The organism is Streptomyces sp. NPDC085460 (genome assembly GCF_044541975.1).
GTDB lineage: Bacteria > Actinomycetota > Actinomycetes > Streptomycetales > Streptomycetaceae > Streptomyces.
The window spans coordinates 1-22,432 of the sequence record NZ_JBITTO010000012.1 but is presented as its reverse complement, the minus strand read 5'-3'; the positions used below and the strand labels follow the sequence as shown (position 1 = coordinate 22,432).

The 22,432-nt window shown below is 71.2% G+C and carries 27 protein-coding genes; 15 read left to right on the top strand and 12 right to left on the bottom strand.

The annotated features are described in order from the left end of the window. The first annotated feature begins 202 nt into the window (after window positions 1–202). Together ACIGHB_RS27885 and ACIGHB_RS27880 are read left to right on the top strand one after the other, a co-directional pair. On the top strand, window positions 203–619 hold the full coding sequence (locus tag ACIGHB_RS27885) for a hypothetical protein (RefSeq protein WP_360308339.1): 417 nt from the start codon (window positions 203–205) through the stop codon (window positions 617–619). Between the two features lie 46 nt (window positions 620–665). Beyond that, a complete protein-coding gene (locus ACIGHB_RS27880; protein ID WP_360308336.1) occupies window positions 666–1,382 on the top strand; it encodes a nucleotidyltransferase family protein in 717 nt (238 codons plus the stop codon). A gap of 76 nt (window positions 1,383–1,458) precedes the next feature. Here the strand turns inward: ACIGHB_RS27880 and ACIGHB_RS27875 are convergent, their stop codons facing one another. The 6 genes from ACIGHB_RS27875 to ACIGHB_RS27850 form a co-directional block, all read right to left on the bottom strand. Further along, window positions 1,459–3,048 carry a DoxX family membrane protein gene (locus ACIGHB_RS27875; RefSeq protein WP_360308333.1) on the bottom strand — a complete coding sequence of 530 codons (1,590 nt, stop codon included), beginning with the start codon at window positions 3,046–3,048 and terminating at the stop codon, window positions 1,459–1,461. 118 nt (window positions 3,049–3,166) lie between these two features. After that, complete coding sequence (gene rlmB, locus ACIGHB_RS27870; RefSeq protein ID WP_360308330.1) at window positions 3,167–4,123, bottom strand: 23S rRNA (guanosine(2251)-2'-O)-methyltransferase RlmB; 957 nt, start codon at window positions 4,121–4,123, stop codon at window positions 3,167–3,169. A gap of 90 nt (window positions 4,124–4,213) precedes the next feature. Further along, window positions 4,214–5,611: a cysteine--tRNA ligase gene (gene cysS / locus ACIGHB_RS27865; protein ID WP_360308327.1), complete on the bottom strand. Its 1,398-nt coding sequence runs from the start codon at window positions 5,609–5,611 to the stop codon at window positions 4,214–4,216. 73 nt (window positions 5,612–5,684) lie between these two features. Further along, a complete protein-coding gene (gene ispF, locus ACIGHB_RS27860) occupies window positions 5,685–6,191 on the bottom strand; it encodes a 2-C-methyl-D-erythritol 2,4-cyclodiphosphate synthase (protein ID WP_360308324.1) in 507 nt (168 codons plus the stop codon). After that, window positions 6,181–6,930 (bottom strand): 2-C-methyl-D-erythritol 4-phosphate cytidylyltransferase, encoded by a 750-nt coding sequence (gene ispD / locus ACIGHB_RS27855; protein WP_360308321.1) that lies wholly within the window; start codon window positions 6,928–6,930, stop codon window positions 6,181–6,183. The genes ispF and ispD overlap by 11 nt, the downstream gene beginning before the upstream one ends. 284 nt (window positions 6,931–7,214) lie before the next feature. Then, entirely contained in the window at window positions 7,215–7,697 is a 483-nt protein-coding gene (locus tag ACIGHB_RS27850; RefSeq protein ID WP_003953493.1) for a CarD family transcriptional regulator, read from the bottom strand. Window positions 7,698–8,347: 650 nt separating this feature from the next. On the opposite strand from ACIGHB_RS27850, the gene ACIGHB_RS27845 reads away from it, so the two are divergent. Further along, the gene (locus ACIGHB_RS27845; protein ID WP_360308318.1) at window positions 8,348–8,983 is read left to right on the top strand and encodes a DUF461 domain-containing protein; all 636 of its coding nucleotides are present in this window, start codon (window positions 8,348–8,350) and stop codon (window positions 8,981–8,983) included. Between the two features lie 184 nt (window positions 8,984–9,167). Here ACIGHB_RS27845 and ACIGHB_RS27840 read toward each other — a convergent pair whose 3' ends face one another. Further along, window positions 9,168–9,848: a response regulator transcription factor gene (locus tag ACIGHB_RS27840; protein ID WP_030750460.1), complete on the bottom strand. Its 681-nt coding sequence runs from the start codon at window positions 9,846–9,848 to the stop codon at window positions 9,168–9,170. After that, complete coding sequence (locus ACIGHB_RS27835; RefSeq protein WP_399916707.1) at window positions 9,845–11,077, bottom strand: sensor histidine kinase; 1,233 nt, start codon at window positions 11,075–11,077, stop codon at window positions 9,845–9,847. The genes ACIGHB_RS27840 and ACIGHB_RS27835 overlap by 4 nt, the downstream gene beginning before the upstream one ends. Window positions 11,078–11,405: 328 nt before the next feature. Between ACIGHB_RS27835 and phoU the strand changes: the two genes are divergently transcribed. Further along, window positions 11,406–12,086, top strand: coding sequence for a phosphate signaling complex protein PhoU (gene phoU, locus ACIGHB_RS27830; protein WP_030750464.1), 681 nt, complete (start codon window positions 11,406–11,408; stop codon window positions 12,084–12,086). Window positions 12,087–12,222: 136 nt separating this feature from the next. Then, on the top strand, window positions 12,223–12,375 hold the full coding sequence (locus ACIGHB_RS27825) for a hypothetical protein (protein WP_360308311.1): 153 nt from the start codon (window positions 12,223–12,225) through the stop codon (window positions 12,373–12,375). A 51-nt stretch (window positions 12,376–12,426) separates the two neighbouring features. Here the strand turns inward: ACIGHB_RS27825 and ACIGHB_RS27820 are convergent, their stop codons facing one another. Next, window positions 12,427–12,894 (bottom strand): GNAT family N-acetyltransferase, encoded by a 468-nt coding sequence (locus ACIGHB_RS27820; protein ID WP_399916704.1) that lies wholly within the window; start codon window positions 12,892–12,894, stop codon window positions 12,427–12,429. A gap of 135 nt (window positions 12,895–13,029) precedes the next feature. Here ACIGHB_RS27820 and ACIGHB_RS27815 point away from each other — a divergent pair, with 135 nt between their 5' ends. After that, window positions 13,030–13,569, top strand: a complete 540-nt coding sequence (locus ACIGHB_RS27815) for a hypothetical protein (RefSeq protein WP_360308305.1) — start codon at window positions 13,030–13,032, stop codon at window positions 13,567–13,569. A gap of 89 nt (window positions 13,570–13,658) precedes the next feature. Here ACIGHB_RS27815 and ACIGHB_RS27810 read toward each other — a convergent pair whose 3' ends face one another. After that, on the bottom strand, window positions 13,659–14,933 hold the full coding sequence (locus ACIGHB_RS27810; protein ID WP_399916702.1) for an FG-GAP repeat domain-containing protein: 1,275 nt from the start codon (window positions 14,931–14,933) through the stop codon (window positions 13,659–13,661). A gap of 508 nt (window positions 14,934–15,441) precedes the next feature. Between ACIGHB_RS27810 and ACIGHB_RS27805 the strand changes: the two genes are divergently transcribed. Together ACIGHB_RS27805 and ACIGHB_RS27800 are read left to right on the top strand one after the other, a co-directional pair. After that, entirely contained in the window at window positions 15,442–15,717 is a 276-nt protein-coding gene (locus tag ACIGHB_RS27805) for a hypothetical protein (RefSeq protein WP_399916700.1), read from the top strand. A gap of 290 nt (window positions 15,718–16,007) precedes the next feature. Next, the gene (locus ACIGHB_RS27800) at window positions 16,008–16,805 is read left to right on the top strand and encodes a DUF6551 family protein (protein WP_399916698.1); all 798 of its coding nucleotides are present in this window, start codon (window positions 16,008–16,010) and stop codon (window positions 16,803–16,805) included. A 502-nt stretch (window positions 16,806–17,307) separates the two neighbouring features. Here ACIGHB_RS27800 and ACIGHB_RS27795 read toward each other — a convergent pair. Together ACIGHB_RS27795 and ACIGHB_RS27790 are read right to left on the bottom strand one after the other, a co-directional pair. Then, entirely contained in the window at window positions 17,308–18,000 is a 693-nt protein-coding gene (locus tag ACIGHB_RS27795; RefSeq protein ID WP_399916696.1) for an HAD family hydrolase, read from the bottom strand. Continuing rightward, window positions 17,987–18,853 (bottom strand): GntR family transcriptional regulator, encoded by an 867-nt coding sequence (locus tag ACIGHB_RS27790; protein ID WP_030495245.1) that lies wholly within the window; start codon window positions 18,851–18,853, stop codon window positions 17,987–17,989. Before ACIGHB_RS27790 ends, ACIGHB_RS27795 begins: the two co-directional genes overlap by 14 nt. A gap of 153 nt (window positions 18,854–19,006) precedes the next feature. Between ACIGHB_RS27790 and ACIGHB_RS27785 the strand changes: the two genes are divergently transcribed. From ACIGHB_RS27785 to ACIGHB_RS27755, 7 genes are all read left to right on the top strand, one after another. Next, complete coding sequence (locus tag ACIGHB_RS27785) at window positions 19,007–19,339, top strand: hypothetical protein (protein ID WP_030495246.1); 333 nt, start codon at window positions 19,007–19,009, stop codon at window positions 19,337–19,339. A 2-nt stretch (window positions 19,340–19,341) separates the two neighbouring features. Then, a complete protein-coding gene (locus tag ACIGHB_RS27780; RefSeq protein ID WP_399916693.1) occupies window positions 19,342–20,700 on the top strand; it encodes an FtsK/SpoIIIE domain-containing protein in 1,359 nt (452 codons plus the stop codon). A gap of 76 nt (window positions 20,701–20,776) precedes the next feature. Beyond that, the gene (locus ACIGHB_RS27775) at window positions 20,777–21,475 is read left to right on the top strand and encodes a DUF2637 domain-containing protein (RefSeq protein WP_399916691.1); all 699 of its coding nucleotides are present in this window, start codon (window positions 20,777–20,779) and stop codon (window positions 21,473–21,475) included. A gap of 21 nt (window positions 21,476–21,496) precedes the next feature. Beyond that, the gene (locus tag ACIGHB_RS27770; protein ID WP_169094251.1) at window positions 21,497–21,685 is read left to right on the top strand and encodes a mobile element transfer protein; all 189 of its coding nucleotides are present in this window, start codon (window positions 21,497–21,499) and stop codon (window positions 21,683–21,685) included. A gap of 19 nt (window positions 21,686–21,704) precedes the next feature. Further along, the gene (locus ACIGHB_RS27765; protein ID WP_399916689.1) at window positions 21,705–21,860 is read left to right on the top strand and encodes a hypothetical protein; all 156 of its coding nucleotides are present in this window, start codon (window positions 21,705–21,707) and stop codon (window positions 21,858–21,860) included. Window positions 21,861–21,873: 13 nt separating this feature from the next. Continuing rightward, the gene (locus ACIGHB_RS27760; RefSeq protein WP_399916687.1) at window positions 21,874–22,191 is read left to right on the top strand and encodes a SpdD-like protein; all 318 of its coding nucleotides are present in this window, start codon (window positions 21,874–21,876) and stop codon (window positions 22,189–22,191) included. A 5-nt stretch (window positions 22,192–22,196) separates the two neighbouring features. Further along, window positions 22,197–22,432: diguanylate cyclase domain-containing protein (locus tag ACIGHB_RS27755; protein ID WP_399916685.1), on the top strand; the 236-nt coding region annotated here is incomplete at its 3' end.

Sequence of the window (22,432 nt, the reverse complement as noted above, 5' to 3'; positions counted from 1 at the left end):
GAAACGGTCCGTGGCGAACGGCCCCGTATCCCTTGCGGATGCGGGGTCGTTCGTTTAAACGGGCTTACCCCCGAAAACCCCGGCATTCGGGGCCCTCCCCACCGCCCCGCGTCAACACGGGATTCGAAAAGGCGCGTCGAACCATCCCTCGCGAGAGTGACTAAATGTCGCCATATCACTACCGGCCGCTACGCTCGCCGGTGTGACGCACACTGCCCGCCGAATCGGCCGCTCCCTCGCCCTCGTCCTGCCCGTCGTCCTGGTCCTGTCGGGAACGCTCGCGGTGTCCGCCGTCCCGTGGGCCGGCCAGGACCCCGAAGGCCAGATGCTCACCGCCTCCGCCGCGGACGTCTCCACCCGCGCGAAGTCCCGCGCCCCGCAGGACGTCCTGCGGGACCGGCTCCTCGCCGAGCTCCAGGAGAAGGACCCGGGCGTCGCCCTCACCCACCTCCAGCGCGAGGTGGAGCACCGCCCCTCTCTCGCCGAGCACTGCGTGTCGATCGCCCGCGCCCTCGGCCGCGCCGCCGTCGAGCACTACGGCCCGGCCCGCGCCCAGGCGTTCTCCCGGCCGGTCTGCGACACCGCGTACGCGACCGGCGTGATGCGCGCGACGGGCTGAGCGCCGTCACCGCCTCCGCGCCCGCGGGGCACCTATCGTTCCCCGTATGCACACCACTCCGACGCAGGCCGTGGTCCTGGCGGGCGGCCAGGGCTCGCGCCTGCGCCCCTACACCGACGACCGCCCCAAGCCGATGGTCGAGATCCCGGGCACCGGGACCCCGATCATCGGCCATCAGCTTTCCTGGCTGGCCGCCGAGGGCGTGACCGACGCCGTCGTCTCCTGCGGGCACCTCGCCGAAGTCCTCCAGGAGTGGCTGGAGGGGGCCGACCTCCCGCTCAAGGTGACCACGGTCGTGGAGACCGAGCCGCTGGGCCGGGGCGGCGGCCTCAAGTACGCCGCCGCGCGTCTGCCCGCGCCGGACCGGCCCTGGTACGCCACCAACGGCGACATCTGGACCCGTTTCTCGCTGCGCGAGATGGCCGCCTTCCACGACGAGCGGGACGCCACCGCCACCCTGGCCCTGGCCCGTCCCCGGATCCCGTGGGGCGCCGTCGAGACCGACACGTTCGGCCACATCACCGACTTCGTCGAGGCGCCGCCGTCGCCGTTCCTCATCAACGCCGGCGTGTACGTCTTCTCCCCCGCCTTCACCGAGCTCCTGCCCGACCTGGGCGACCACGAGCGGACCACCTTCCCGCGTCTCGCCCGGGAGCGGCGCCTGGCCGGCTTCCCGCTGCCCCAGGGGGCGTACTGGCGGGCCATCGACACGGCGAAGGACCTGACGGAGGCCGCGAAGGAGCTCGCCGCGCAGGGGCTCTGAACGCCGGGCACGAGAAGAGGCGGCACCGTCCTTCGGGGGACGGCGCCGCCTCTGTCGTACGCGTACGGCTCCGGGCTCAGCCGAGCAGGCCGCCGATCGGGTTGCGCGGGGCCTCGCCGCCACCGCCGGTGGTGGCCTCCTGGGTCGGCGTCTCCTGGCTGGGCGTGCCGGTGGAGGAGCCGCCGCCGGACGAGGAGGAGGAGCCGCCGCCGGTGCCGGTGGCGCTGGGGCTGTCGCTGGTGGCGGGCGGCGGGGCGGGCTCGGACCGGGTGGGGGCGCTGCTGCCGGTGCCGCCGGTGCCGTCGGTGGCGGTCGGCCGGCTGGTCTCCCGCGCCGGGGCGGAGGAGGTGCCGGAGCCGGTCTCGGTCGGCCGGGTGGCCTCCTGGGTGGCCTCCCGGGTCTTCTCCTCCTCGCGCGCCTCGGCCGTGGTCGGCGCGGCCGGCTCGGTGCGCTCGCCGCGGGGCGACTCGGACGGGGCGCGGCGGCCCTCGGTCTCGGTGGGCAGCGGCTGACCGGGCAGGTGGTTGATCGGGTCGTCGTTCGGTCCGGGGACGGTCACCATCTCGGTGGAGCGGACGGCGCCGCCGAGGACGGAGCCGACCAGCAGGGTGAGGCCGACGACGACGGAGGCGAAGAGGAGCGAGCGGCGCATCACCCGGCGGCGCAGCTCCCACAGTTCGGCGCGCGGCCCGAGGGTCCGCCACGCCTCGCCGGCGATCCGTCCGTCGAGGGAGTAGACGGGGGCGCCGGCGATGATCAGCGGGGACCAGGCGGCCAGGTAGATGATGTCGGGCGCGTCGTAGACGGGGACGGTCCGCCAGCTCACGGTGAGGATGAGGGCGGCGGACAGGAGGGCGCCGACGACGGCGGCGACGCGCTGCCAGAGGCCGAGGACGGTGAGGACGCCGACGACGACCTGGAGGAAGGCGACGGTGAGTCCGGCGCCGACGGGGTGCTGGAGGGCGAAGTCCCTCAGCGGTTCGGCGAGCGGCCAGGGGTGGAGCTGGGTGAGCCACTTGACCATGGAGCCGCGCTCGCCGCCGTCGAAGTAGACGGGGTCGCAGAGCTTGCCCATGCCGGCGTAGATGGAGATGAAGCCGAGGAAGACGCGGAGCGGGAGGAGCACCACGCCGAGGTTCATCCGCCGGCCCGGGTAGTAGGCGTGGCGGACGGGGTCGGTGCCGGGCCGCTGGGGGGCCTGGCGGGCCTCGTCGTACGCCTCGGGCTCGGGCCGCAGCTCGTACACGTCGTCGTAGGCGCCCTCGGCCCGCCGCATGGGCGGCAGGATGGGCGCGGCGGCCTCGGCCGGCACGACGGGGGTGGGCATCGTGTCGTCGATGCGGGGGATGGTCTGGGTGGCCGGCTCCAGGGTGGAGACGGCGGGGCCCGAGGACTCGCGCACGGCCTGGAGGAGTCCGGTCGCGCCCGGTGTGGCCTTCCCGGTCCACACGACGGGTCGGCGGCGCGGCGCCCCCGCGCCGCCGGCGCCGGAGAGGGCGGCCACGCGGGGGTTCGCGGCGAACTTCGGCTGCTGGGCCGGCGCGAGCCGCACACGGAAGCTGGCGTGGTTCACGATCACCTGGGCGGGATCGGAATCCACTTTGACCATGCTCAGCGCGGGCTGGTCGTCGAACCCCGGCCGGGGCGTTCTGGTGTCCACACTCATCTAACCGAGTGACGCGCGGTTAGGACACTGCCTTGACATGCTCGGAATGTCCGAGGTCCGTCAAGATCACGGCCGGGGTGCGTCCCCCGTGCGGGTCAGCCCGTACGGGGGAGGCGGGTCAGGCCATGCGGCGGCGGGCGGCCTCGTAGAGGACGACGCCGGCGGCGACGCCGGCGTTGAGGGACTCGGCGCCGCCGGGCATCGGGATGCGGACGAGGATGTCGCAGGTCTCGCCGACGAGGCGGGAGAGGCCCTTGCCCTCGGAGCCGACGACGATGACGACGGGGCCTTCGAGGGCCTCCAGCTCGTGCACCTCGGCCTCGCCGTCGGCGGCCAGGCCGACGACGGTCAGGCCCGCCTTCTGGTACTCCTGGAGGCACCGGGTGAGGTTGGTGGCGCGGGCCACCGGGGTGCGGGCGGCGGTGCCGGCGGAGGTCTTCCAGGCGCCGGCGGTCATGCCGGCGGCGCGGCGCTCGGGGACGACGACGCCGTGACCGCCGAAGGCGGAGACGGAGCGGACGATCGCGCCGAGGTTGCGCGGGTCGGTGACGCCGTCGAGGGCGACGATGAGCGGGTCCTCGTGCTCGTCGTAGGCGGCCGCGGCGAGGTCCTCGGGGTGCGCGTACTCGTACGGCGGGACCTGGAGGACGAGGCCCTGGTGGTTGAGGCCGTTCGTCATCCGGTCGAGCTCGGGGCGCGGCGCCTCCATGATGTTGATGTTGCCGCGGCCGGTGGCGAGGTTGAGGGCCTCGCGCACGCGCTCGTCGTTGTCGATGAACTGCTGGACGTAGAGGGTGGTGGCGGGCACGCCGTCGCGCAGCGCCTCGAAGACGGGGTTGCGGCCGACGACCATCTCGGCCTGGCCCTTGCCGCCGCGGCGGGCGACGGGCTTGCGCTTGGCCGCGTTCCTGGCCATCGCGTTGGAGACGCGGAACGCCTTGTGGCCCTTGCGGTCCTCGGCCTTCGGCGTCGGACCCTTGCCTTCCAGGCCGCGGCGTCGCTTGCCACCGCTGCCGACCGTCGCACCCTTCTTGTTCGACGTACGACGTCCCCTGCGCTGGCTGTTCCCGGCCATGACTGCTACCTGTTCCTCTAACTGACTGCGTACAGAAGTCTGTATGTGAAGTGTGCCGCCCGGGGGTCCGGGCGGCACGTCTTCGGCGTTCTATCGGTTGGCGATGGTCCAGCGGGGGCCGTCGGGGCTGTCCTCGACGACCAGGCCGGACTGGGTGAGCTGGTCGCGGATCGCGTCGGCGGTGCCCCAGTCCTTGCGCTCGCGGGCGGCCTCGCGCTGCTGGAGGACGAGGCGGACGAGGGTGTCGACGACGCCGTGGAGTTCCTCGCCGCCGCCGGACCCGTCGGCCCACTGGGGGTCGAGGGGGTCGAGTCCGAGGACGCCGAGCATGGCGCGGACCTCGGCGAGGCGGGCGATGGCCTCGTCCTTGTCGTCGGCGCCCAGCGCGCTGTTGCCCTGCCGGACGGTGGTGTGGATGATCGCGAGGGCGTGCGGGACGCCGAGGTCGTCGTCCATGGCCTCGGCGAAGGCCGGGGGCACCTCGGCGGCGGGCGGGACGGTCCGGCCGGCCTTCTCGGTGGCGCGCTGGACGAAGCCCTCGATGCGGGCGAAGGCGGCCTCGGCCTCGCGCAGGGACTCCTCGCTGTACTCGATCATCGAGCGGTAGTGCGGGGTGCCCAGGTAGTAGCGGAGGACGATGGGGCGCCAGTTCTTGACCATCTCCGAGACGAGGACGGAGTTGCCGAGCGACTTCGACATCTTCTCGCCGCTCATGGTGACCCACGCGTTGTGGACCCAGTAACGGGCGAACTCGTCGCCGAACGCCTTGGCCTGGGCGATCTCGTTCTCGTGGTGGGGGAAGATCAGGTCGAGGCCGCCGCCGTGGATGTCGAAGGCGGAGCCGAGGTACTTGTGGGCCATGGCCGAGCACTCCAGGTGCCAGCCGGGGCGGCCGCGGCCCCACGGGGTCTCCCAGTCGGGCTCGCCGGGCTTGGTCGCCTTCCACATGGCGAAGTCGCGGGGGTCGCGCTTGCCGGAGACGCCCTCGTCGGGCTGGCGGAGGTCGTCCAGGTCCTGGTTGGAGAGCTCCAGGTAGCCGGGGAAGGAGCGGACGTCGAAGTAGACGCTGCCGTCGGCCTCGTAGGCGTGGCCGCGCTCGATGAGGCCGCGCATCATCTCGATCATCTCGGGCACGTGGCCGGTGGCGCGGGGCTCGTACGTGGGCGGGAGGCAGCCCAGGGCGTCGTAGCCGGCGTTGAAGGCGCGCTCGTTCTCGTAGCCGATGGACCACCAGGGGCGGTCCTGGTCCCTGCCCTTGGTGATGATCTTGTCGTCGATGTCGGTGACGTTGCGGATGAAGGTGACGTCGTAGCCGCGGTACGCGAACCAGCGGCGCATGATGTCGAAGTTCAGCCCCGACCGGATGTGCCCGATGTGCGGGGCCGCCTGGACGGTGGCGCCACAGAGGTAGATCGAGACGCAGCCCGGCGTGAGCGGGGTGAAGTCACGGATCTGCCGGGCGTTGGTGTCGTACAGGCGAATAGTCACGGGTCCAGGGTAGTGGGCGTGCGGTGGTGCCCCGCGACCGATTCCGGGTCGCGGGGCACGTTTTTCCGGGGTGTCAGCGCGTCACGGGGTAGACGAGGGCGGTCGCCAGGGCGGCGAGGCCCTCGGCGCGGCCGGTGAGGCCGAGTCCGTCGGTGGTGGTGCCGGAGACGGAGACGGGGGCGCCGGCGGCCTCGCTCAGCGCCTTCTGGGCCTCGTCGCGGCGCTTGCCGATCTTGGGGCGGACGCCGACGACCTGGACGGCGATGTTGCCGATCTCGTACCCCTCGGCGCGGACGATCCGGGCGGCCTCGGCGAGGAGGGTGACGCCGGAGGCGCCGGACCACTCGGGGCGCGAGGTGCCGAAGTGGGCGCCGAGGTCGCCGACGCCGGCGGCGGAGAAGAGCGCGTCGCAGGCGGCGTGGGCGGCGACGTCACCGTCGGAGTGCCCGGCGAGGCCGTACCCGTCGCTGTCGGCGTCCTCCCAGAGGAGGCCGGCGCACCACAGTTCGCGGCCCTTCTCGAAGGCGTGGACGTCGGTGCCGATGCCGGTGCGGGGCAGTACGGGGAGGTCAGAAGCCATCGTTGGCCCTCCTGCGGGCGAGTACGGCCTCGGCGAGGACGAGGTCGAGGGGGCGGGTCACCTTGAACGCCTCTTCGTGGCCGGGGACGACGACGACGGGCGCGCCGAGCCGTTCGACCATGCCGGCGTCGTCGGTGGCGCCCTCGCCGGCGAGGGCGATGGTGGCGTGGGCGTTCACCAGGGTGTCGTGGTCGAAGCCCTGGGGGGTCTGGACGGCGCGGAGGCGGGCGCGGACCGGGGTGGCGACGACCTGCTCGGGGTCGCCGGGCTTCCCGGCCGGCTCGACCTCCTTGACGGTGTCGGCGACGGGCAGCGCGGGGACGACGGCGACGGCGCCGTCGCGGACGGCCTCGATGACGGCGTCGACCGTGTCGACGGGGACGAGGGGGCGGGCCGCGTCGTGGACGAGGACGGTGTCGATGCCGGCGGGGAGTGCCTTGAGGCCGAGGTGGACGGACTCCTGGCGGGTGTCGCCGCCGGCGACGACGAGGTAGTCGGTGCGGTCGGGCAGGGCGTGGGCGTCGAGGAGGTGCTTGACCTCGGTGACGCCGTCGGCGGGGGCGACCACGACGACGAGCTGGACCGCGCGGGAGGCGGCCATGGCGCGGACGGCGTGGATGAGCATGGGGGTGCCGTTCAGCGCGCGGAGCGCCTTGGGGGCGCCCGGGCCGAGGCGTACGCCCCGTCCGGCGGCGGGGATCACCACGGCGGTACGACGGGGACGCGCTTCGTCAGACATCGGTTGCACTCCGGCAGGTTTGTTTCCGCGGGCGACGTGGGTATGGCGTCAGCAGGTTTTGATACGACGCCTCGACCGGGCCCTTTCCGTGACGACGGTCGGGGCGTCGCCGTGCGGGAGCCTCGGGTCCCGGGCTCTGTGCCCGCCCCTGGCTCCATGGGAGGGAAAAGAGGAGACGGACATGCCGCAGTGCCCGGCGACGGCGCTGTGGAATCGGTGATTCACAGCGTGTCGGCGGGCACCGCGGCATTGCTCTTACTGCTGGGCATGGTGTGCGCCAGGCTTCAGGACGCGAGCACCTCGTCGAGGAGGGCCTCGGCCTTGTCCTCGTTGGTGTTCTCCGCGAGCGCCAGCTCGCTCACCAGGATCTGCCGCGCCTTGGCGAGCATGCGCTTCTCGCCTGCGGAGAGACCACGCTCGCGCTCGCGGCGCCAGAGGTCGCGGACCACTTCGGCGACCTTGATGACATCGCCGGAGGCGAGCTTCTCGAGGTTCGCCTTGTAGCGGCGGGACCAGTTCGTCGGCTCCTCGGCGTACGGCGCGCGCAGCACCTCGAAGACCCGGTCCAGCCCGTCCTGCCCGACAACGTCGCGCACGCCTACGAACTCCGCGTTGTCCGCCGGCACGCGAACCGTCAGGTCGCCCTGCGCGACCTTGAGCACCAAGTAGGTCTTGTCCACGCCTTTGATCTGGCGAGTTTCGATGGCCTCGATCAGCGCGGCCCCGTGATGGGGATAGACCACGGTGTCGCCAACCTTGAACGTCATGTGACAGGTACCCCTTCCGTGGCTATCCAGGGTAACACGGAAACTGGTTCTTCTGAATGGCGTTTCCGCAGGTCAGGGCATATCTCGGGGCTTGACAAGTGCGTCGCCCGCGTGCTGCGGAGGGCTTCCGGAAGGCGGTATTCGCAGGTCGGAGCGGCTGTGTCGACGGAGAGAAACGCGCACGTTACACACATCCGGGAACCGCCGGAGCGTGCGATATGTCCTGGTTCGTCCGGTCCCGAGTGGTCTCCTTCACGTACTCCGTTCGAGGATCGACCACCCGTACGGAGGGATCACGGCAAGAATCCGGAATTGATCAGCGGGCGCCCCGTCCGTGCTTTTCCGTAAGGGAGGCGATGCGGAATGCGACGCGACCGCCGGAATTGATCACGTCGGTTATGTGAACGCGGGGCCAATGGGATGTGTTCCGGCCACGCCCCGGACGCGTCACCGGGCGTCCCCCCGGGACCGCGCGCGCGGCGCGGGGGCCTTACGCGTGCGGTGCGGGGCCCTTAGGGGCGGGTCGGGTGCCGGACGGAGAGGGCGGCTCGGTAACCTAAGCGCGCTGACGCACCTTTAGCTGGCCCTTAGTACCCCTGGTACCGCTCCGGTACCTCTCCCGTCCGTACGTCCTAGGAGTTGCCGCCGCCGTGAGCCGCAGCCTTCGACGCGGCGCTCTCGCCGCCACCGCCATCGTGTTCTCGATCGCCGCGCTGTCCGCCTGTGGGGCGGGCAACAACGCCCAGACGCTCGGCGTCAAGCCGGACAACGCCGCCGTCACGGTGGACGACGTCAAGATCCAGAACGCGCTCGTGATCACCCAGCCGACCCCCGGCGCCAAGGGCCCGGCCGTCGTCTCGGCGACCGTCTTCAACAACGGCCGCGCGCCGCAGACGCTGGAGTCGATCAGCCTGCCCGGCAGCGGCGCGACGGTCGTCCTCAAGTCCGCGAAGGGCGCCGGGCCGGTCGTCGTCCCGGCCGGCGGCTCCGTCGTCATCGGCGGCGCGGGCAACGCCTCCGCCACCATCGAGAACGGCCACGAGGCCGCCAAGAACGGCGACGCCCAGAAGGTCACCTTCAAGCTCAGCCAGACCGGCGACGTCTCCCTGGACGCCTTCGTCGTCCCGTCGACGAGCTACTTCAAGGAGTTCGGCCCGACCGAGATCCCGCTCCCGCCGAACGCCACCCCCTCCGCCGAAGCCTCGGCCGAGGCCGGCGAGCACGCGGGCGAGACCGGCGGCCACGGCACCGAGGGCAGCGACGCCGGCCAGTCCTCCGGCCACTGATCCCCACCTCGTCGTACGCCGGGAGGGGCGCCCCCTAGGTCAGGGGGCGCCCCTCCCGGCGTATACGCGTACGCGCACGCACCGCTCCGTACGGCCCGGGTGCGGGCCGAGGTGGCTTTCCCGGCCCGGGTACGGGCCGAGGTGGCTTTCTCGGCCCGGGTACGGGCCGAGGTCGCTCTACGGCTTACGGCTCGAACTTGTAGCCCAGGCCGCGCACCGTCACCAGGTAGCGCGGAGCGCCCGGGTCGGGCTCGATCTTGGCGCGGAGGCGCTTGACGTGGACGTCGAGGGTCTTGGTGTCGCCGACGTAGTCGGCGCCCCAGACGCGGTCGATGAGCTGCATGCGGGTGAGGACGCGGCCCGCGTTGCGGAGCAGCATCTCCAGGAGGTCGAACTCCTTCAGGGGGAGGTCGATCTTGGCCCCGCCGACCGTCACCACGTGCCGGTCGACGTCCATGCGGACCGGTCCGGCCTCAAGGGCCGCCGGGGTGACCTCCTCCGGCTCGCCGCGACGGCGGAGCACCGCGCGGATGCGGGCGACCAGCTCGCGGGAGGAGAAGGGCTTCGTCACGTAGTCGTCGGCTCCTATCTCCAGCCCGACGACCTTGTCGATCTCGCTGTCCTTCGCGGTCACCATGATGACCGGGACGTTGGAGCGGCCGCGCAGCTGCCGGCAGACCTCCGTGCCGGGCAGGCCGGGCAGCATCAGGTCGAGGAGGACGAGGTCCGCTCCGTTGCGCTCGAACTCGTCGAGTCCGTCGGGGCCGGTCGCCGCCACGGCGACCTCGAAACCTTCTTTGCGGAGCATGTACGACAGGGCGTCGCTGAAGGATTCCTCATCCTCGACGACAAGGACTCGGGTCACGGAAGGACCTCCGGTGCAGGAAGCGGTTCGGTCATGAGATCGGGGGTGAGGGGGGAGGCGGCGTTCCGGCGGTCCCGCGCGGAGCCCGCCTCGGGCAGCCGCAGGGTGAAGGTGGAGCCCTGACCCTCGGTGCTCCAGACCGTGACCTCTCCGCCGTGCGAGGCGGCCACGTGCTTGACGATCGCGAGCCCGAGCCCCGTACCGCCGGTGGCACGCGAGCGTGCCGGGTCGACGCGGTAGAAGCGCTCGAAGATCCGCTCGCGGTCCTTCTCCGGGATGCCGAGTCCCTGGTCGGTCACGGCTATCTCGATGAGGTCCCCGCCGGGGGCCGCGACACGGCGGGCGGCGATGCCCACGCGGGTCCGGGCCGGCGAGTAGTTGACGGCGTTCTCGACCAGGTTGCCGAGGGCGGCGGCGAGCTGGCCCCGGCTGCCCCAGACATACAGGTCGGCGGCGCCGCCCGAGGCCATGGTGATCTGCTTGGTGGACGCCGGGTGGCGCGAGCGGTCGATCGCCTCGGCGACCAGCTCGTCCACGGAGACCGGCTCGGAGTCCTCCAGCGGGTCGTCGTTCTGCACCCGCGAGAGGTCGATGAGCTCCTGGACCAGGTTGGTCAGCCGGGTCGCCTCGATCTGCATCCGGCCCGCGAAGCGCACGACGGCCTCGGGGTCGTCCGAGGCGTCCATGACGGCCTCGGAGAGCAGGGAGAGCGCTCCGACCGGGGTCTTCAGCTCGTGGCTCACGTTCGCGACGAAGTCGCGCCGTACCGCTTCGATACGGCGGGCCTCCGTCAGGTCCTCGACCAGGAGCAGCACGAGCCGCGAGCCGAGCGGGGCGACCCGCGCGGAGACCGCGAGGGCCTCGCCGCGGCCGCCGCCGCGCCGGGGCAGGTCCAGCTCGACCTGGCGTATCTCCCCGTCCCTGCGGGTGTCGCGGGCCATGTTGAGCATCGGCTCCACGGCCAGCTTCCCGCCGCGGACGAGCCCGAGGGCGTACGCCGCCGAGCTCGCCTTCACCACGGAGTCGCTCTCGTCGAGCACGACCGCGGAGGAGCGCAGCACGGAGAGCACGGTGTCGACGCCGGGCGGCAGCACGGCGTCGGTGTGCAGGGAGGTACGGGTCGGTCGCGCCTGGTCGCGCTCGCTCCAGCGGAACGCCAGCATGGCGATCACGCCGGTACACACGCCGGCGATCGCGGCCAATGCGGCGACCGCCGCGTTCACGTCCATGCCATCCAGGTTATGCGTGGTCGCGGACACTCTCCCAGCCGTCCGAGTGGCTGCTCGAACACTCGTCGCTCAGAGTTCACCCTGGGGACGGGGGTGGTTCATTTGCCCCGAGGGGCACCGCCCCCCGCGTCGCCCAGAGTTCACCTTCAGGCCCATGGTGGTTCACGTGAGGGGATGGAGCCGGACGCACAGAGGGCCGAACGTGGGAGCGTGGGGTCCGGAGCGACCACCCGATGAAGTGAGCACTGCCCGACGAGAGCACTGCCACGAGTGAGCACTGCCGAAGAGAGCACTGCCGAAGAGAGCACGGCCGGAGAGAGGGACATCCATGCGGGACGCGTACCACGAGGAACTTGATTCGATCGGCGAGGGCCTGGTCGAGATGGCCCGGCTGGTCGGGTCGGCGATCGGGCGCGCCACCACGGCGATGCTCGACGCGGACCTGAAGCTCGCGGAGAGCGTGATCGCGGCGGACCAGAAGGTCGACGACCTCCAGCACGACCTGGAGGCGCGGGCGATAGCGCTGCTGGCCCGGCAGCAGCCGGTGGCGACGGACCTGCGGATCGTGGTCACCTCGCTGCGGATGAGCGCCGACCTGGAGCGCTCCGGCGACCTGGCCCAGCACGTGGCCAAGCTGACCCGCCTGCGTTTCCCCGACCGCGCGGTCCCGAACGACCTGCACGCGACCATCCTCCAGATGGGCCAGCTCGCGCAGCGTCTGATGGCGAAGGCCGCCGAGGTCATCATCACCAAGGACGTCGACCTGGCGATGCAGCTGGAGCAGGACGACGACGAGATGGACCTGCTGCACCGGGCGCTCTTCCAGCACCTGATGGACGACCGGTGGAAGCACGGCATCGAGACCGCCGTGGACGTGACGCTGCTCGGCCGGTACTACGAGCGGTTCGCCGACCACGCGGTGTCGGTGGCGAAGCGGGTCGTCTACCTGGTGACGGGCGAGCACGCGGACGAGCTCCAGCCGACGGACACGCCGGTCGAGGGCGCGTAGCGCGTACGCGGGTCCGCTGGGGCACTCGGGGGGCGCACAGGCGCACGGGGCTTCCGTGCGCCGTTGATGCGCCGGTCGGGATGGGCATGGAATGGGGGACGAGGGACGAACCGCGTCCCGCGAGGGAGGGACCCCCATGGCCGATTCCCCCATCACGACCGACCCCGTGGCGGAGCCCCCGCGCGAGCGGTCGCCCCTGCCCCTCCTGGGCGCCTGCGGCTGCGGCCCCGGCTGCGGCTGCGGCTGCCAGGCGGGCGCGCCGTGCCAGTGCGGCGGCTGCACGGGCTGACGCGCGGGAGGGGAGGGCCCCGAACCGGGCCCTCCCCTCCTCGGATCCGGGTCAGAGGTCGAGCACACCGACGACCTGCCCGCCGCTCTCCTCCCCGGTGGTACGGAACCCGAGCCGGCGGTAGAACTCCCCGGGCCCGTCCTCGCCGGGCTCCCAGGTGACGTACATCCGCCGGACCCCGCGCCGGCGCAGCTCGGCGGCGACCGCGCCGACCGCGAAGCGGCCGTACCCCGCGCCCTGCGCGTCGGCGGCGATGTTCAGCCGCCACAGCCCGCTGCGCCGGTCCGACGGGTCCTCCTTCTCGCGCCAGGCGATGTCGAGGAACGCCATGACGAAGCCGACGATCCGGTCGCCGTCGAGGATCAGGCGGGGCCAGGCGGTCTCCCCGTACGCGTACGCCTCGGCCAGCGACGTCGCGACGGGTGCGACGTTCCCCTCCTGGCGGGGGTGGACGCGCAGGGCGAGGGCGGCGTCCACGGTGGCCGGGGTGACCGGTTCGAGGCGCGGTGATCGTGTCATGCACGGGACGGTAGCGAGCGCGCCCGGCCACGGCGCCCGATTTTCCCCCGCCCCCACCCCCCGATCCCCCCTTCACCTCGGATTACCGTCGGTCACCCCTGGGCATCGGCGGCTTCGCCCGACAGAATTGCGGCCATGCCCTCCGCCCGAGCGATCCTCCTTTCAGCGGCAGCGGCCGGGACCACCGCGCTGCTGCTCACGGGGTGCTCGCCGACGGATCCTCCGGCCGGACTGACGGGCGTCTCGGTCGCGGAGGACGGCACCCCGCTGGGGGTCCTCCTGATGTGCCACGACCACGTCGACGGCGCGGTGCTCCACCCGAGCGGCGGGCCTCCGGAGTCCGGGGAGACCACGGGCGCCTGGCGCCACGACGGACGGGTCACCGGCTTCACCAGCTGGCCGCTGCTGCCGACGTCGGGCGCGCCGGCGGCCGAGCGCTGGACGGCCGAACAGGAGACGACCCGCCTGGACAAGGGCCGGTCGTACCGGCTGTACGGCGGGACCGCGGACGACTCCTGGTCCACGGTGCCCGTCGAGTTCACCCCGGAGGACCTGTCCCGCCTGAAGCCCGGCCAGGTGCGCTACACCCTGGGCGACGAGATCCGCACGACGTCCCTGGACGACTTCCGCGACGGCGCCTGCGACGAGGCGGCGGGCGGCCGCGAGGAACACTGACACCGCAGCGGGACGATGCCCGCCTCGGCGGGTGACGACGGGACCCGCGGAGGTTCCGGCTCACCCACCGCGACGGCGGCTCCCGTACGTCAGGCGGTTTCGTCCCACGCGTAGCCCGGGTTGTACACCGACGACCGCTGGACCGGGGCGAGGGGGGCGCGCCAGTTGCCGGTGGACCGGTAGAGGTAGAGGGGGTCCTCGGCGCCGAGGCTGGGGCGGGCGGGGCCGCTCAGGAGGTCGGGACGCCCGTCCTTGGTGACGTCACCGGCTCCGATGAGCCAGCCGTAGGAGTTCCAGCCGCCGCCGATCCTCGTGCGCGGGGCGAACGTGCCGTCGCCCTTGCCCAGGTACTGCCAGAGCACACCGGACCTGTCGCGGGCGACCAGGTCTCCGGCCCGGCCACCCGCGATGTCGCCGACGGCGGTCAGCTCGTCGTAGACGCCCCAGCCCGTGCCGATCTTCTTCCGGGCGCCGAAGGGGGTGCCGGCCTTCCCGGTGCCGGGGTACAGCCACAGACCGCCGGACTTGTCGGCGGCGACCACGTCCGCCCGCCCGTCGTTCGTCAGATCGCTGCCGGCCGCGATCTCGTCGTAGATCCCCCAGCCCCCGCCCACCCGGACCCGGGTGGCGAATCCGCCCCGCCCGTTGCCCTGGTACAGCCAGAGCACGCCTGCCTTGTCCCGGGCCAGGAGGTCGCCGACCGCCGTTCCGCCGAGGTTGCCGGCCGCCTCGATCCGGTCGTAGATCTCCCAGCCCCGGCCGATGAACTGGCGGGAGGCCACTTCCAGCGTGCCGCCGGAGTAGACGGTCGTGTCGGACCGCCACAGCGAGCCGAGGCTGTCGCGCTGGATGATGTCGAGCGACCCGTTGTCGTTGAAGTCGTGCGGGGCGGTCTCGCGGACGAGCGTGAAGGAGCCGGAGGCGCGGAAGTCGAGCGGAGTGCCGGCGAGGGTCTCGGCGGTCAGTGTCCAGGTGTACTCGCCGTTCGGGACGTCACCGACGTTCATGGCATGGGCGTCCCAGAAGAGGGTGAAGGTGCCGGGGGCGCCCGCGTCGCCGAGGAGGTGCTCGGTCGTGATCCCTGTGCGCTGGTGACGGAGGACCACGGTGGCCCATCCGGCTCCCCTGAGCTCCCAGTTCATCTCGACGTTCGTCTTGGTGCTCAGATCGACGACGGACGGCACGGTGTGCCGGACAAGGGTGACGTCGTCGGCGGCGGACGCGGGGCTCGCGCCCCCCACCGCGGCCGTGGTGCGCGGGGACGCGGACGCCGGGGCGCTCAGCGCCCCGACGCAGAGCGTCACGGCGAGCACCGTGGTGATCGCGGCGCAGAGCCGCCGCCGGGTCACGCGGCTGTAGGACACGTCGGATTCCCCCTCGAAGACACCGGGCGCACCACGCGCCCCACTCTTGATGACGGACGGGAGGCCGAAAGGTTGTACGGGACGGTCCGCCGCACAAGAGGCGTGCATGTCCGAAGGCCGCAGATGGCATCAGGGGGCCGAGGCCGGACGCCTCCCCGGCGCGAGGGCAGGGTGGGCCCAGGACATGAAAATGCCCCCGATCTGCGCCGTGTGCGCAGGTCAGGGGCATGATCACTGTTCCTGCTACTTCTTGCCCTGGTTGTTGATCCGGACTGGGGCGCTATCCGGCTGATGGCCTCTGACCTGCGGTCGAGCTGTCGCCAGTTGTCACCCTTGGCCGCCGTCGGCTGCCCTTCCACGGCCCACAGGCGGCCCAGGCCGCTCCTGCGGACTCGCTCCTATCGCGGGAAACACCCCCACACGTCAGGTGCCTCACGTCACACTGGGCCCCTGTGAAGCGGAGGGAACTATGAGCAGTCCACACGTGGGTGCGTCAATTCAAGCTCGGATGTACGCGAACATCTGGCACAAGGTCGCCTGGGTAGTCGCCGTCGTGGCGTCGGCCGGCCTCCTGGCACCGCCCCTCTTCTTCATCGCTGTCAAGAAACGCGTCGTCAGCATGGCTGTGCCCGCGGTGTACGCAGCGATCATCTACGGCACTGCCGTTCTGGGATCACTTGTGGGGAACCCAAAGAACTGGGTGGGCGGCGTCCTCGCGATCACCATGATCGTGGCCGCCGTACATGCCTCCATCCTCGACGCGGACTGGAAGCAAGGGCGGTAGATGGTCACCGCAGCCTTTCCCATTGCCTCGGCCTGATCTTCGACCGACCACACATCTCGACTGAAGCTGCCGTCGCCGTCCCGAGAACCGGTCATTCACCCCCCTTGGCCACCGACGGCACCCACGACGGCCCCCACGGACGATCCCGCCTGCATGCTGGAGCAACGTTCGAAGTCTCCGGCGGAGCGAGGATTCAAGTGGAGCGAGAATCCAGGAGGAGCGAAAAAAAACGACACGCGAAGATATCTTCGCGTACGCTGGAATCTCCAGGAGCCTCCAGGAGGTGTGCGGTGAACGAGCCGATGATCAAGAAGTCGTACAAGGCGATCCCCGTTGGTCAGCTGCGCGTAGACCCCAAGCTCGATGCGCAACGAATCTTCCAGCCGACATGGGCCAACAAGCTCGCCAAGATTTGGGACCCGGGCGTTCTGCTCGCTGCGACGGTTTCCCAGCGCCCTGACGGCAACTACTACCTGATCGATGGGCAGCACAGCACCAAGGTGGCCTTGGACCTTGAGGGTCCGGACTTCCTGCGTGACTGCATGGTTTACGAGAACCTCGACTCTGAGATGGAGGCCAAGCTCTTCCTGTCTGCGAACCGGGACCGCAAGCCCGTCAAGCCGTTCGACAACTTCAGGGTTGCGATCACGGCGAAGGATCCGCTGGCGACCCGGGTACAGGAGGAGGTTCAGGCGTGCGGCCTTGAGGTCTCCAGCGGGACGTCGGTGAACCGAGTGGGCGCCGTGCAGGCATTGATGGCGATTGGCGCTAAGCGCGAGGGCTTGGTCACCCGTGTTCTGCGAACGGCTGAGCAGGCATGGGGTCGCGACGCGACGAGCTGGGACAACATCATGCTGCGCGGGCTGGGGGTTGTCATTCAGCAGAACTGGGACAGGATCGACGATGCCCGTCTGGTTAGGACCCTGAGGAAGATGCCCGTGGGCCTGTGGAAGACCAAGGCTCTACACGCACTTCCCAGTGGTGGAGGTTCGTCCTCCCGCGCCACTCCTCTGGCTGGCCACATCGTCACCCTCTACAACGGTCGACTCGGCCCGGACAAGATGCTCAGCCTCGGCGGGACGGCTTAGCCTCAACGCCGAGCTCAGCACGTACTGCCACCTTCACCACCACTCGCCCTAACTCCCATCCCGTCTGCCGTCGACCCACACACCGTGGAGCAGGCGCGGTGCCGGGCGTCCAGGTGGAGCGCGCCACTGTACGAACGACCTGGACGCCCGGTGCCGTGTCTGCTCGGCTCTGCCTGGGTCGACGGCAGACGGGATGGGAGTTCCCCACCGCTACACCCCACCGGCCGGCACCCGCCCGCGGGCCCCTCCCATCCCGGAGCCTGAGCGCCCCCGCCGGAGGCATGTCGGTGACCTGGGGAACCGGCGGCCGTTGGGGCTCGGACTCATGCTCTTGGGCCTATCCCGTCTTGCAGGGGCGGGCGTCGGCGCAGCGGGGGCGGAGCGGGCCGAAGGCAGGAGCGGCGCCCCGAGCGGAGCCGGGAAGCCCGCCCGGCGGAGCGGAGCGCAGCCGGGTGCTTGATGAGGTAGAGAAACCTGTAACAGCTCCCCCGTTGCTCCTCGGCTATGCCGTGGTGAGTGCGTCGGCGATGGCGCGCATGTCGTCGGTGATGGTGTCGGCCTGGGCTTCGGCGAAGAGGTCGGCCTTGTGGGGCTTGTTGGCGTAGGCGATCACCGTGGCCCCGGCTGCGTGGGCAGCCTGGATGTCCGTGAGCGAGTCACCGATCAGGGCGCAGTTCGTGACGTCGATGTGCATCCGCTCGGCCGCCGTGATGAGCGGGAACGGGTTCGGCTTCATCAGGTGGGGCTGTCCCGTCGGCCGGCCGACCACCCTCGCGACGTATCCCTCCAGCCCGTGCGCCTTGAGGAAGCTCTCGACGCACTCGGCCGAGTTGTTGCTCACCACCGCGACCGCCCTCCCGGAGGCGTTCACCGCCTGGAGGGCTTCCACTGCTCCCGGCGTCGGCGGGCCCGCCACCGCGACGGCTTCGACCTCCGCCTCCGTCAGCCGCTGCTCGATCTCCCCGCCCAGCTCGGCGTCCGCCTTATAGGCAATGCGCAGGACCTCGATGGGGTCATCGGTCTCGGCCGCCTTCGAGCCCGCGGATACGTCCTTCACCGCGAGGATCGCCGTGAGCTGTTCTGCGACTTGGGAGGCAGGGAGCCCGGCGAACACATCGCACACGGGGCCGTCGAAGTCGAAGAAGACCACCCGGGCGTTGCCCAGGACCTCGGGGAGCTGGTCATCGTGCGTCAAGGTCGAAGTCCCTTCCGATGGTCTCCCAGACGCTGTCGAACCACATCCGGGCTTGCTGGACCTGCTGCGCTCCGCCGGACGACTCGCCGTCGTTGACCGAGTGGTGGAACAGGGTCGTGTCCTTGCCGACGAGGTCATAGATCTCGATCGCCTCGCCCTGTGCGACGACCTTGTTCGGACGGATCGGGTAGTACCCGAAGAACGCGTCCTCGTTGTTGATGACGTACAGCTTGAAGAACTGGGTGCCGCTGTGGACGCGAACGTTGATGCGCGTCTCGGCGACTAGGCCCAGGTGCTCCAGCTCGGTGATCGCGTCCCGGATGCTGCGGGTGTAGCCGACCATGATGTCGTGCATGCGGTCGCGGAGCCTCTTGTCGTCCGCTCCGTCTGACATCCGGACCGGCGCCGCCTGAGGCACCGCCATGTCGGGGACGAGTATCCGCATGGTGATGCTCGACGGCGTGAGCCTGCCGACGCGGATCTTGTCGAGCGGCTCTTGAAGAGCGCCGTGCAGCGTCTCGCTGGAGAACCCCGCGAAGTCGATGGTGACGTGATCCTTCGCGAACGCCTGCTCCACGTAAGGCCGAAGGCCCGCCGGCCGTTCCGTGCGGTTGCGGACGTAGACACCGCTGCCCTTGCGCGAGACCACGAGTCCTTCGTCCTCAAGGTCCCGTAGCGCCCGCTGGATCGTCGCCCGCGCGAAGCCGTAGAGCTCCGTCAACTCCTTGTGCGACGGCAGCTTCTCGCCCGGCCCGAGCCTCCTCGTACGAATCGCTGCGCTCAGGCTGCTCGCGACCTGCTCGTACGGGGCTCGGTCGTCGTCGGGGTCGAGGGGCTCGGGGACAAAGGTCATGAAGTCGATGGTAGGCGAGTTCCTTTAGGCAGGACAGTCAGGCCAGTCATGTTGTTGACATGGCTAGCCACGTCTTCTAACTTCGAGATGTGACCAACCAGGTTAGCCAGGTTGGTCACCTAGTCCCTTCCTGCCCTTTCGAAGGAGAAACTCATGCCGTCGTTCAAGGTGGACACGTCGACCGCCGTGGTCTTCGTCGCGACCGCTCCCACGCCGAAGCTCGTGAGCAAGCAGACCGGGGAGAGGGCGGTGGACCGGGAGACCGGGGCCGGGCTCTCCACGGTGGGCCTGCTGATCTCGGACGAGGGGGAGGGCAACCTCTACCAGGTCACGGTCCCGGAGACCGGTCTCCCCGACGGGCTCACGCCGGGCATGCCGGTGACGGTCATCGGGCTCAAGGCCCGGGACTGGGAGAACACGTTCAACGGCCAGACCCGCCACGGCATCTCCTTCCGCGCCGTCGCGGTCACCCCCATGGGCGCCTGACCATGACTGACATCTCGACCTTATGGGAGGTCGGCCTCCCCCTCGCCACAACCGCCGGCGGCCTCGGATACGCCAAGGTCCGAGCGCCCCGGGTGTTCTGGTCGCTGGTGGGTCTGCCGGTCACGCGGGTGCGGTTCGCGGTGAACTACCACGCGACGATGGACGTGTGCGGGCTGACGGTGCAGCCGTCCCGCTTGCGGGCGTTCATGGTCCGCAACGTCGCCCGCCGCTCCGAGGTGCAGCCCGTCCCGCCGAAGGTCCGCCGTGTGCGGGGCACTTCGACCGGAATGCGGGTCACCCTGCGACTCCCCGCCGGTCTGGAGCCCGCCGACGTGATGGCGGCCTCCGAGCGGCTGCGGCACGCCTGGGGCGTCCACTCCGTGCACGTCGTGGAGACCAAGCCCGGCTTCGTGGAACTGCGGATGACCGGCTACGACGTTCTCCGCCGGGTCCGCATGCCCCGCTCCCGACGGCGCCCGTCCGGTTCGTTGGCGGTTCCTGTGGCGCTGCGCGAGGACGGGTCGGCGTTCGTCCGGGACTACCTGAAGGTCCCGCACGCGCTGACCCTTGGCGCGAACCAGTCCGGTAAGTCCATGTACCAGCGCAACCTGATTGCCCAGCTCGCCCGCCTCGACGTGGCCCTGGTCGGGATCGACTGCAAGCGGGGTGTGGAACAGCGCGGGTACGCGCCCCGCCTGTCGGGGTTCGCCACCACCCCCGAGGAAGCGTCCGGCCTGCTCGACGCCCTGGTCGGGGAGATGGAAGACCGCTTCGACCTGCTGAGCTTCGCCGGAGTCGCCGACATCTGGGCCCTGCCCGAGACGGCACGCCCGGTCCCGGTCGTGGTCCTGGTGGACGAGGTCGCGGAACTCTTTCTCGTCGCGGGGAAGAAGGACGAGGAACGCCGGGACCGGATGGTCATGCAGATGATCCGGCTCGGGCAGATGGCCCGCGCGGCCGGCATCTACCTGGAGGTGTGCGGGCAGCGCTTCGGCTCCGACCTCGGCCGCGGCGCCACCACCCTGCGGGCCCAGCTCACCGGCCGGGTCGTGCACCGGGTCAACGACAAGCAGACCGCCGACATGGGACTCGGGGACATCGCCCCGGACGCGGTGGTGGCCGTGACCGCGATCCCGCCGGACCGGCCCGGCGTCGCGGTGGCCGGTGACACCTCCGGCGGCTGGACTCGCATCCGCACCCCCGAGCTGTCCGCCGCCGAGGTCGCCGACATCTGCACCGCGCACGCCGACCTCACCCCGGACCTTCCCGCCCTCGCCGCCTACCGCCCGGTCCTCCCGGACGACGCCAGCGCCGATGCGGCGTCGGTCCCGCTGGTGAAGCCGAACCCGGCCACCGCATAACACCCCCACCCTCTCGGTCGGCGTGACCGTCTCACGCCAGGTCCCTACCCGACCCATGCCCGAAAGGAGGTGAACCGTGTTCCGAACCCTCCGCCTCGACGCCGTTCTCATCCAGGCCGTCATCGCCGGGGCCCTGTCCTTCGCCCACCTGCACGACCTGGCCGAAGCGGCCGGGCAGGACGGATGGAAGGCGTGGGCCTACCCCGTCTCCGTCGACCTGCTCCTGGTCGCGGCCTGGCGCCGGATGCGTACCGACGCCGGCAACCGGGACGCCTGGCTCTGGTTCGCCATCGCCCTGATCGCGTCGCTCGGCGCCAACGTCGCCACCGCCGGACTCCTCGACATGAACGACGTCCCGCCGTGGCTGCGGATCCTCGTCGCCGGATGGCCTGCCATCGCCTTCCTCGGTGGCACCCTCCTCGCCCACACGCCCCACCCCGCCCCCGAACTCACCCCGGAACCCGTCGCGGTGCCGGAGCCGGTCGCCGCGGTGACCGTGGAACGCGCCCCGGAACCGGCCCCTGAACTCCCTCCGGCCGAACCCGAACCGGCAGAGGTCACGCCGGAACCCGCCCCGCAGGAAGAACAGCCCGAACCTGCACCTGTTCCCTCGGTGCCTGCTGTGGCGGTGCCGCCCGCGCTGATGGCTCACGCCCAGAAGATCGCGGACGCGCACCGGGCTCAGACCGGGCGGCCGATCGACGCGGAAACCCTCCGCACCCGCCACGGCATGCCCCCGGCCCTCGCCGACTCCATCGCCCTCCAGCTCGCCTGACCCAGGAAGGAGGTAAGCCCCGTGCGCCCCAACCGCTTCCACAACGTCATCAAGATCGGCCCGGTGCAGGTCGGCACCCACCGCGACGGCCGGGGCCGGACCAAGCACACCGCCGTGTGCACGGCCCCCGGCTGCGACTTCTCCGCCGACTACAACACCCGCGCCGCCGCCGAGCTCGCCGCCCGCACCCACCGCTGCCAGCCCCGCTAGCAAATCAGGAGATCGCGTCATGGACGTCCCGCTCTGGCTCGCCCTGATCGTCATCGGCGGCCTCGGAATCAAGCTCATCCGCCCGCCCTGGTGGCTCGTCGCCGCCCTCCTCCTCTGCGGTTACCTCCTCGCCGACAGCCTCCTCACCCCGCTCATCGACCCCATCGCCAAGTAGGGAGACCTGCGTCATGCTCCAGCCCCGCATCCCGGTCAACCCGCTCCCGACCGGCCACCCCAGCCCCCCGACCCGAACCGAAGCGATGACCACCCCGGCCCCGGTCGTGGTCCAGGCCCCCGCCCCCACGCCGTCCGCCAAGCCCCGAGGCTCGGTCCAGCTCACCCCCGGCAGCGCGGTCGCCCTCGCCGCGGGTGGTGGCGCCGTCGTCCTGGTCGTCGGCGCAGTCCTGGTCTCCATGCTCCTCGCCGTCGCGATCACCGGGGTGTCCATCGCGGTCGTCGCGGTCGTGCTGCGGCTCCTGGTCCGCGACATGCAGAAGGGCCGGTAGCACTCATGGACACGCAGACGATCGCGGCCGCCGGCTTACCGGCCCTCGGGTGGGCCCTCCACGGCGGACTGCTCTGGCGCCGCCTGGCCACCGCCCGCCGCGACCCCCTCACCGGCCTGCACACCCGCGCCGGATGGACCGCCCGCGCCGACCACCTCATGAGCAAGCACTCGAACGCGCTCGTGATCCTGGTCGACCTGGACGACTTCAAGGCCATCAACGACACCCACGGCCACGCCGC